Origin of the sequence: Lacimonas salitolerans, from assembly GCF_042677865.1 — a bacterium.
GTDB lineage: Bacteria > Pseudomonadota > Alphaproteobacteria > Rhodobacterales > Rhodobacteraceae > Lutimaribacter > Lutimaribacter salitolerans.
Genome location: NZ_JBHUDD010000003.1, coordinates 1 through 9,202, shown reverse-complemented (window position 1 = coordinate 9,202; position 9,202 = coordinate 1). Strand labels below are relative to the sequence as shown.

Genomic DNA, 9,202 nt, shown 5'->3' with positions numbered 1-9,202 from the left:
GCCAGCGAGAAGAACCTGTGATTGCGCAGCCGTGCGAGGATCCAGCGTTGGGCAACCTGAACGGCCACCTCGACCTTGGCTTTATCTTTGGGTTTGCGCACGCGCGCCGGCAGGATGGCCGTGCCGTAATGTTCCGCCATTTCAGCATAGGTCCGGTTCAAGCCGGGATCATACCGGTCTGCCTTGATCACGGCAGACTTGAGATTGTCGGGCACGACGATCTGCGGCACGCCACCCAGATAGGCGAACATTCCGACATGGGCTGCAATCCAGTCCTCAAGGCCTTCGCTGGCGACAGCCACAGCATAAGTATAGCTCGAGGCACCCATCGCCGCGACAAACAGCTTGGCCTCGCTGATCTCCCCCGTAGCCGGATCGACAATGTCGATCGTGTCACCCGCAAAATCGATAAATACCTTCTCGCCGCCGACATGTGTTTGCCGCATGCTTGGCCGGACGCGGCCCTTCCACGCCTCAAAATGGGTGCAAAACCAAGTGTAACCAAACCCGTTGGGGTGCTGCGCACGATATTCCTGCCACAGCAACATGCGGGTCACGCTGCGCCGACGCAGCTCTTTGTCCACCGCCGCCCAATCCGGAACCGGACGGTCCGGATCGGATACATCCGATGCATTTGGAAATAACAACAGCTCAAGGCTGTCGTCATCCAGACCTTCCGGCAATGGCCACGCCAAACCAGCGTCGCGCGCGCGGCGCAGGTAGGTCCCCACACTTCCTTTCCCAAGTCCCAGCGACGCGGCAATCGAACGCTCGCNTTCTTTGGCCAGTCCTGCCCATGATCGCGTGAAATCACTGCCCGCGATGCCGTGAAACAGGTGCCCGCCTTCCCGTGAAATCACTGCCCACGATCAGCTGAAATCAGTGCCCGCCATCATGCGAAACGCGCAATCGACTGGCGTGACGATCACCTGCCTGATCTTTCAACGCTACATGCCAGCGGCGAGACCTTTGACCTTATTGTGGTCAGCGCCGTATGGATGCACGTTCGACCAGTTGATCGGCGGCAAGCGTTGCAATCCATTATGGATTTGCTCAAGAGCGACGGTATGCTCTACCTAACTCTACGCCTCGGGCCCCAGGAGCCAGATCGCGGAATATACAAAGTATCTCTCGACGAGTTCAAAGAGACGGCATCCGAACTTGGCTTGCAAGTTCAGGAACTTGAAACCCAGACTGATCTACTCGGACGGCCTCACATCAAATGGCAGGCTCTTCGCATAGACGCTTAAGGGAAAAAAGGCGGCGAGAGCATTACCAAGCCCTAATCTTCTTTGTGGTCTTGTCGAACCGCACGAAGCATTGGCCTGTCTGAAGGTTTGTGAGGTTGGCGCCCTTTCCGAGGACGCGCGCGGCGGCCCCTGGTTTAGCGTTGGTCGCGAACGCTGCGACCAAGCCCATGTTGTCCAGGAACTCATCGTCTTCGCCGGAAAAGTCATCGGGAGATTGAGAGACCAGCATAACAACGCCGCCTTTGGAACGGCTCATGCGGATCAGACGAGATAGCGAGGGCAGCTTGGTCCCAAGGATCTGGTGCGCTTCATCGACCATGCACAGGATGCGAAGGCCGCGCGCGCCATCTCGGCTCGTCTCGGCATCCACAAGGCCGTTCAGGTACTGATCGAGCGCATCCAGCAGTAGGTTGACGACAATCGTACGGCTATCTTCGGGTACGTTTGGCGGCAGCTTGATGATCCAGCTCTTCTGGAAGAAGTCCGCAGGAGAGAACTTTGGCTCGAACAGTGGGAAACGGCACAACTCTTCCATGCTTGAGACGGCGCCGTCTTCCTTGGCTTCGTGCTCCTGATAGACCTCGTGCAAGCGGTCGCGGATGTGCCGTAGCTCACAGGGTTCCTCGGAGGAAAGCGCTCGACTGGCTGCTTCATGAACGTAGTTGCGCTGGATGCTTCCAAGCTTTGAGCCCTTTAGCCGCGAGAAGGACTCACGGAATCGCATCGCCGCCTCGTCAATCCCGAATTGGTCCTTCTGTGAGAGCGCAAGAACGTCCAGCGGGATTGGCATTCGTGGAGGCTCGATGACTTGCGCCTCAAAGGCTTCACCGAGCGCGGTTTGACCCTTCGTGCCAGTAAAGCCTGCGAGGTCCCCCTTGAAATCAAAGGCCAGCAGCGGCACCTGAGCCTGCTCACGAATGGAACGCAGCATGGCGGCTGCCATGACCGTCTTGCCCGAGCCGCTACCGCCCATGATTGCCGTATGGGGCGCGCCACCCTTACCATTCAGGCTCCAAAAGACCTTTTCCTTGGTGGCGACATCCTCCCCGATCTCGCCGAGGGGAACCTTGATCTCGCCGCTGGAGAAGGTGGCACCGGATGCGCCCGCGCCGCCGGACGTCGGCAAACGGCCTCCCGCTGAGGGAAGTTCAGCCACGTCTACAAGACGCCGAATAAATTGTCCGAGATCGGCTCCAGCCTGTTCCCACTCGTCGTCCAGCTTTGCCAGACCACGCCGCCAATGGGCACCGACCAGCGTGACAAGTCTTTTGATATCGACGTCCGGCTCCCCGGCACGCTCCACGATCAGCGCCAGCCATACGGAAAGCGCTGTGCCAGTGCCGAAAAGCGTGTCGCCCTTGATCACTTTTCCCGGCTCCAGCTCATCAGCTGAAAGGGAAATTGGAGCGCTCATCGCGAGGGAACGCGAGATTGCTAAGCGGGCGGGGAGATAGCGTTTGCGCATCCCAAGCCGCCCCATGAAATCTGTGTTGAGCTTGTCGCTGTCGTAATCTGTGCGTAAGTTGGCGCCCGCGACTTCAACGAGGGAAATGCTCATGCCTGTCCTCCCGTCTCTTCAAAGTATCCGGGACGAACCGTGGACTGACCGATATCACCAACCCGCTCAAAGTGGACCAGATACTTTTTCTGCACGTGCGGCGCAATTTCCCGAAGATACTCTCCCACGACTTCGGTGTTTGTGGAGAGCAAGATAACCTGATGTTCGCGCTGCACGAGATGATTCAGCACACCCTTGCGGTGCTCGATATCAAGACGTCCGAGCGGCGTATCGACAACCATTGGAAAGCCACGGCCCGAAACCGACGACACGGCAGAGATCAAGGCTTGCGTGAAGATCTGCTTCTCCCCAGCCGAGAGGTCATAGCCACGCAAGTCAACGCCAGCGGCGTTAAGGAGCTTCACGTCGCAATTCTCATCAATCGCAATACGCTCCACCAGGTCTTTCTTGTGTGCCATGGAGCGGTGCGCCGTCGTCATGGCCGCCGCTATTGCGTCAATCTAGCTTGGCACTGCTTTTGCAACGATCTGGTCGACCATCATCGCGACCTTGTTCGCACGCGCGGCGCGCCGGGCGGACGGGGCAGCTTGGTCAAGCTGTCCGGAGAGCTTCGTCAGATCCGTATTCTTCTGGCCAATTTGGCTTTCCAGCGAGGCCATCTCACGCCGCAGCGCCCCGATCTCCTGATCAAACCTCTGAAGTTCGCTGCCGACATGGGATAGGCGCTCGCGCTTCGTATCCACATGTGGTGCTACGGCTTCGGTGCGCGTGACTTCATCTTGCAGGCGCTTAAGCGCCTCTTCGTTGGCTGCAATGCTGGCCAACAGTTCGACAATCGCCGGCGCACCCAACTCATCCAGCTCTTCGAGCCGATCGATCACTTTGGAGCGTTCCAGCTCATTCAGGTATGGGTGCAGATAGACCTCTGCACAGTTGTCGGGAGGCGGATACCAGAGCTTCTCCCAAGCACTGCGAGCGCTGTTCAAAACGCCTTCTCGCTGGCCACCCGTGAGCGCCGGATCAAGCTCCTGCATGCCGGCATCGACCGAGGCAAGGAAGCGCTCCAGATTGCTGTCTCCCTGGCTTTTCCCATTCTCCCAGCGCTCGAGCACGCCCTCGCTTAGAAGCCGGGCCTTGACGCTCTTTCGAAGCGGTAGGCCGCACAGCGCCAGCGCAAGGTCTTTCATCATCAGATCTTCGAGCTGTGCATTTCCGTCTTCAATAGCGCGCTCATAGTTCTTGATTTGCTCGAATTGCTCTTGAAGTAGGGCCTGCGAACCAGCGCCAAAGCTGGCCAGTTCGCGGATCAGATGTTCTTGCTCTTCCTTTAGAGCGGCTCGACTGGGTTCGATTTCGGCCAGACGAGTTGACTTCTTGTCATACTCGAAGGTGAGCGTGTGTCGCTCGAGTTCCAGCTTTTCGATAGTCTTGTCGGAAACGTTCGGGGACTCCTTGCGCCGAACTTCTGCATAGGAGCGCAAGTCCTTTGCAAGTTGTTTCAGAACTGGAATACCAAGCAGTCCTTCGATGCCAGCGCGAACCTGCGCCGACATCTCCCGCTCTGCAAGCACGCTCACCTGTTCGCCATCGAACATGAAGAAGTGCGCCAGTGTGAAGGGCAGAAGATTTTCTGCAATGTACTCGCGAAACCAATCTGCGCGGTCGTTTCCCTGCAACGCCCCTGGGCCAACGGCCTTACGGGTTGAGCCCTCATAGATGTGGATTTCCTCATCTTGAGGGCGATACGCGCCAGAGTCGCTGAAATGCCAGATGCGCTGGATTTCAAGCGGCTCATCGTTGTCGTCGGTGAAGATCAGTTTGACCGAGCACGACGTTCGCCCCGCCGCGGTTGCACCACCATGGAGCGCCTTCTCCAGAAAGTTTTTGTAGGAGGTGGCGAGGCGCTCCTTGTCCGTGCCCGAAAACGGTGAGCGGGCGATCAGCGGCAGGCCATCCCGCCCAAACATTCCGAGCACAATGGCCTCAAAAAGACTTGTCTTTCCGTAACCATTGGGCGCGCCAATTAGAATGATATTTCGACCGCTTGCCGGTGCCGGGAAATCAAAATTGGCCGTAGTGTAGGCCTTCCAGTCTCGCAACGTGATGTGTGAAAGATGCATGGGCTGTTATTCATCCACCTGAATGCGATCGAGGATATCGTCGAAGGAATCCCAAAGGCCAGCGCGGCGCTGCTTACCCGTTTGTTCAACCTCAGCCTGCACCAGCTCTTCAAACTCGGCGAAGAGCATTCCATTGGCCTTGCAGGCATCCTTGATCATGGTCCGTCCATCTGGATTATCGAGAAGCACTACAACATTACGCGGCATCTACTTGTCCTTCACGATTTCACGGACACTCATGGTCCTCGACTTGCTGTGGCCCGCGATCTCTTCGGACCAAAGCTGGTGGATGAGATCAACTTCTTCCTCGGTGATCAAGCTTTGTCCGGTCTCCTCCTCCAAGCCGCGGAGCCGTTCGAAAATCTCAGCGCGAGTCTGGAGGGTAAAGGGGCCAGGGATAAACGTTCCGCCATCCGTGATCGTGATGCGGCCGTCACGACGCCGGGCTTGACGGCGCTCCTTTTCGTTGCGGATCGAAACCAGCCAGTCCCGGAAGTCCAGAAGGGGCGTGAACTCGGCGTAACCGGACTCTACGAAGCCCTCGAGGCTCCGGTCTTTCTCCACAACCGTGCAGGTCCAGCAGCCAAAGCGCGAGGACGTCGTACCGCAGGACGGTGCATCATCCTTGGAGGTGACGACCGGGCATTCCCCACCGCTTGCGTTGCGATAGAGCCCTATCAGCTTGAGGTGCGAACCGCCCCAAGGCGGTTCGTTCAGGGCGAGAAACTCCCAGACATCATCGGTATGCAGTTCGACAATGGGTCGGAAGACCATGCAGCCAACAAGGTCGTTGTGCTTGTTCAGGCGCTCTCCATTGTCATAGCGGCCTACCGACGCAGCGCGCGTCGCGCTCTCCGATCGCCGCACCCCGAGCAGGAGCACAACCTTTCCGGCTTGGTCCACCTGGCTCTTAATGTACCGGCTGGTGGGAAGGATTTTCATCCGATCTGTGCACCAGCGAAACGAGCGATTCGGGGAGGGATAGCCCCGGCCAATCAGGTTCACCCAGAAGGACTGGTCCGGCGAAGGCCGCGTGATCTTGGTGATGACCGGAAGCCTGAACGCGCTGGCCGCTCCTTCGATCTCTTCCATGCTTTCGATGATGTGCTGGACGACAAGAGGGCTTTCGACCAGAGTGTCGTTGGCCACTACGTGCACCGGACGGGTGCGCTGCGAAGGTGGAAGGGACAAAAGCATTTCGAACACGAGATGCGTGACAAGCGTGCTATCCTTGCCGCCGGAATAGCCGATGATCCAAGGCCAATCGTGGTCTTGGCGATACTCATCGAGCATTTCTGCCCGAATAGCATCAAAGAGCGCTGCGCTCTCATCTTCAATGGCGAGTGCTTCAGCGCCGTCCATCAAACTGCTGTCCCCCTTGTGTAGGCGCGATTCACTCGCTTTATCTGTATCTTGTGTAGCAGTCTCCGCGACCCACTGTAAATTGGAGATGCTGCCAGAGCTGAGCCGATTCTGTGCTGTATGGCCGAGAGTGCCGCGCGTGTGGGTGTCAAAGGTTCCGAGTAAGCAAGCTTGATGGCTGTTGCGACCACTCCACCGGGACCGGCTCCAGCAACCGCGCCAGTGTGACCTCCGGCTCCTGCTTCCCGTCCAGGATCGCCTCGACGATATTGGGCGCGAGCAGCGTCAGGCGTAGGACGCGGGTCATGTAGGACGGCGCGATCCCCTCGCGCTCTGCCAGTTCGGCGATGGTGGTGAACTCTCCCGACTCCAGCATGCGCTTCCAACGGAAGGCGCGCGCCAGCGCCTTGATCAGCGCGCTATCCGTCCGGCGCGACTGCGTGGCGCCCTTGGGCATCTGCATCTCCTTCCGCCCGCCGCGCTTCACGATGCGGAACGGGACATGGAGCGTCACGGTGTCGGGAATCGGCGCGCCGCGCGTCATGCGGCCGCTCCCGTGTCTTCGGCCAGCATCGCGCGCGCGAGGCCGCCGAGACCATCCACGCGCAGCCGCACGTTCAGGCCCTCGGTCCCGAGATCGACGCGCTCGACCAGCAGCGCCACGATGCGGGCCTGCTCAGCAGGGAACAGTTCGTCCCACAGCGGGTCGAGCTGCTGCAGGGCGGTGCGGGCGTCGGCCTCGGAGATGTCGTCGGTGTGGGCGCGTGCCGCCTTCCATGTCCCGGCCACGATCTCCGGCTGGCGGAACACAGCGCGCAGCTGATCGATGACGGCGGCCTCCATATCCCCTGCTGGCACGCGGCCCACCGGGCACGACCCAGCGCCGTGTTTCAGCACGGTCTGGCTGACATAGTAGCGGTAGAGCCGGTCGCCCTTGCGGGTATGCGTCGGCGAGAACGCGGCGCCATCGGGCCCGAACAGCAGTCCCTTCAGCAGCGCGGGCGTGTCGGCGCGAGTCCGGGCGGCGCGCTTGCGGGGGCTTTCCTGCAGGATGGCGTGGACGCGATCCCACGCTTCGCGGTCAATGATCGCGTCGTGCTCGCCGGGATAGCTTTCGCCCTTGTGGACCGCCTCACCGATGTAGGTGCGGTTGCTAAGCATCCGGTAGATGTATTTCTTGTCGATTCGGTTGCCGCGCGGCGTCCGGATTCCGCGCGTGCCAACCTCCCGCGCCAGTTCCGTGCAGGACCCGATCTCGAGGAAGCGGGCGAAGATCCAGCGTACATGCGCAGCGGTTTCTTCGTCGACCACCAGCTTCCGGTTCTCGACCCGATAGCCGTAGGGCGGCACCCCTCCCATCCACATGCCCTTCTTCCGGCTGGCGGCGACCTTGTCGCGGATGCGCTCGGCGGTCACCTCGCGCTCGAACTGGGCGAAGCTCAGCAGGATGTTCAGCGTCAGCCGCCCCATGGACGTGGTCGTGTTGAACGACTGGGTGACCGAGACGAAGGTCACGCCGTTCCGGTCGAAGACCTCCACCAGCTTTGCGAAGTCGGCGAGCGAGCGCGACAGGCGGTCGATCTTGTAGACCACGACCACGTCGACCAGCCCGTCCTCGATGTCCTCCAGCAGCCGCTTCAGGCCGGGCCGCTCCAGCGTGCCGCCGGAGATGCCGCCGTCGTCATACTGATCGCGCACCAGCACCCAACCCTCGGACCGCTGGCTGGCGATGTACGCCTCGCAGGCCTCGCGTTGAGCGTGGAGGCTGTTGAACTCCTGCTCCAGCCCTTCCTCGGAGGATTTGCGGGTGTAGACCGCACAGCGCAGCTTGCGGACGACCTTCGATTTTTCGGGCGGCTTCGTCACTTCCGCCCCCTGTGGTTCTTGAGTCCGAAGAACACCCAGGCTCTCGTAGGTGATTTCGCCAGTCACCCGCGCGCTTGTGTGCAGCGCTACCTTGCCGCCCATGACCTGGCCATTGATGCGCCCCTTGATGGTGATGCTGGCGGCGTGGATTTCGCCTTCGACTTCGCCTGCTTCCTCGATGACGATCGCGGAGGCTTCCACGCGCCCCTTGACGTAACCGGGCAGTTCGACGGTGCCGGGAAAGTACAGCTCGCCCGTGATGCGCGAGCCTGCACCAAGATGCGAGCGGCCACCGGCCCCGGCGGCGGGATGTTCTTTGTCCGTCATTCAATTCAGCCTTTTTGAGTTTCGGCCCCTCCCGGAGCTCATCCGTTTCAACATACAGGAGAAACCACCATGGCACGAGCCCAGGGGGCGCGGGCGCTGATGGCGCTGGCGTTCGAAACCACCTACGGAACGCCGCCCGCCGGCGGCTTCACGCGCATGCCCTTCGCCAGCACCTCGCTCGGGGCGGAGCAGCCGCTGCTGAACTCGGAGCTTCTCGGCTACGGCCGCGATCCGCTGGCACCGATCAAGGACGCTGTCACGGCCGATGGCGATGTCGTGGTGCCGCTCGACGCCGAGGCCTTCGGGTTCTGGCTGAAGGCGGCCTTTGGTGACCCAATCACGACTGGCACCGGCCCCTGGACCCATGAATTCCAGTCTGGTGCCTGGACGTTGCCCAGCATGTCGATCGAAACCGGCATGCCGGAGGTGCCGCGCTATGCGATGTATTCCGGCTGCGTGCTGGATCAGTTGTCGTGGCAGGTGCAGCGCTCGGGCCTGCTGACCGCGACCGCGCGCCTGGTGGCGCAGGGCGAGGCGATTGCCACCACAACCAGCGCAGGCTCGCCCGCTGATCTGGCGCTGAAGCGGTTTGGTCATTTCAACGGGGCGATCACGCGGAACGGAACCGCCCTCGGCAATGTGGTTTCAGCCGACATCACCTACGCCAACAATCTCGACCGGATCGAGACCAAGGTGTTTGTGATTTTGATTGTCGCGGCGCGTCAATCAGTTTTGACGTTGGCCGGTGTAGCTCTTTG

General features: G+C 60.4%; 9 protein-coding genes and 2 pseudogenes. 2 read left to right on the top strand and 9 right to left on the bottom strand.

Annotated elements, in window-relative coordinates:
* Window positions 1-773, bottom strand: a pseudogene (gene istA, locus ACFTOW_RS00755) (IS21 family transposase); the annotation flags it as partial.
* 105 nt (window positions 774-878) lie between these two features.
* Here istA and ACFTOW_RS00750 point away from each other — a divergent pair.
* Complete coding sequence (locus ACFTOW_RS00750; RefSeq protein ID WP_379912076.1) at window positions 879-1,250, top strand: methyltransferase domain-containing protein; 372 nt, start codon at window positions 879-881, stop codon at window positions 1,248-1,250.
* A gap of 22 nt (window positions 1,251-1,272) precedes the next feature.
* On the opposite strand, the gene ACFTOW_RS00745 is transcribed toward ACFTOW_RS00750, so the two are convergent.
* The 8 genes and pseudogenes from ACFTOW_RS00745 to ACFTOW_RS00710 form a co-directional block, all read right to left on the bottom strand.
* On the bottom strand, window positions 1,273-2,808 hold the full coding sequence (locus ACFTOW_RS00745; protein ID WP_379912072.1) for an ATP-binding protein: 1,536 nt from the start codon (window positions 2,806-2,808) through the stop codon (window positions 1,273-1,275).
* Window positions 2,805-3,227, bottom strand: a complete 423-nt coding sequence (locus ACFTOW_RS00740; protein WP_379912070.1) for a hypothetical protein — start codon at window positions 3,225-3,227, stop codon at window positions 2,805-2,807. The genes ACFTOW_RS00745 and ACFTOW_RS00740 overlap by 4 nt, the downstream gene beginning before the upstream one ends.
* A 42-nt stretch (window positions 3,228-3,269) precedes the next feature.
* Window positions 3,270-4,889 carry an AAA family ATPase gene (locus ACFTOW_RS00735; protein ID WP_379912068.1) on the bottom strand — a complete coding sequence of 540 codons (1,620 nt, stop codon included), beginning with the start codon at window positions 4,887-4,889 and terminating at the stop codon, window positions 3,270-3,272.
* Window positions 4,890-4,895: 6 nt separating this feature from the next.
* Complete coding sequence (locus ACFTOW_RS00730) at window positions 4,896-5,096, bottom strand: hypothetical protein (RefSeq protein WP_117412167.1); 201 nt, start codon at window positions 5,094-5,096, stop codon at window positions 4,896-4,898.
* The gene (gene dndC / locus ACFTOW_RS00725) at window positions 5,097-6,251 is read right to left on the bottom strand and encodes a DNA phosphorothioation system sulfurtransferase DndC (protein WP_379912065.1); all 1,155 of its coding nucleotides are present in this window, start codon (window positions 6,249-6,251) and stop codon (window positions 5,097-5,099) included.
* Between the two features lie 148 nt (window positions 6,252-6,399).
* Window positions 6,400-6,795, bottom strand: coding sequence for a hypothetical protein (locus ACFTOW_RS00720; RefSeq protein WP_379912063.1), 396 nt, complete (start codon window positions 6,793-6,795; stop codon window positions 6,400-6,402).
* Window positions 6,792-8,117 carry a recombinase family protein gene (locus ACFTOW_RS00715; RefSeq protein ID WP_379912074.1) on the bottom strand — a complete coding sequence of 442 codons (1,326 nt, stop codon included), beginning with the start codon at window positions 8,115-8,117 and terminating at the stop codon, window positions 6,792-6,794. Before ACFTOW_RS00715 ends, ACFTOW_RS00720 begins: the two co-directional genes overlap by 4 nt.
* Before the next feature lie 42 nt (window positions 8,118-8,159).
* A pseudogene (locus tag ACFTOW_RS00710) lies at window positions 8,160-8,444 on the bottom strand (bactofilin family protein); the annotation flags it as partial.
* Between the two features lie 69 nt (window positions 8,445-8,513).
* Between ACFTOW_RS00710 and ACFTOW_RS00705 the strand changes: the two are divergent.
* On the top strand, window positions 8,514-9,202 hold a 689-nt coding region (locus tag ACFTOW_RS00705), incomplete at its 3' end, for a phage tail tube protein (RefSeq protein WP_379912061.1).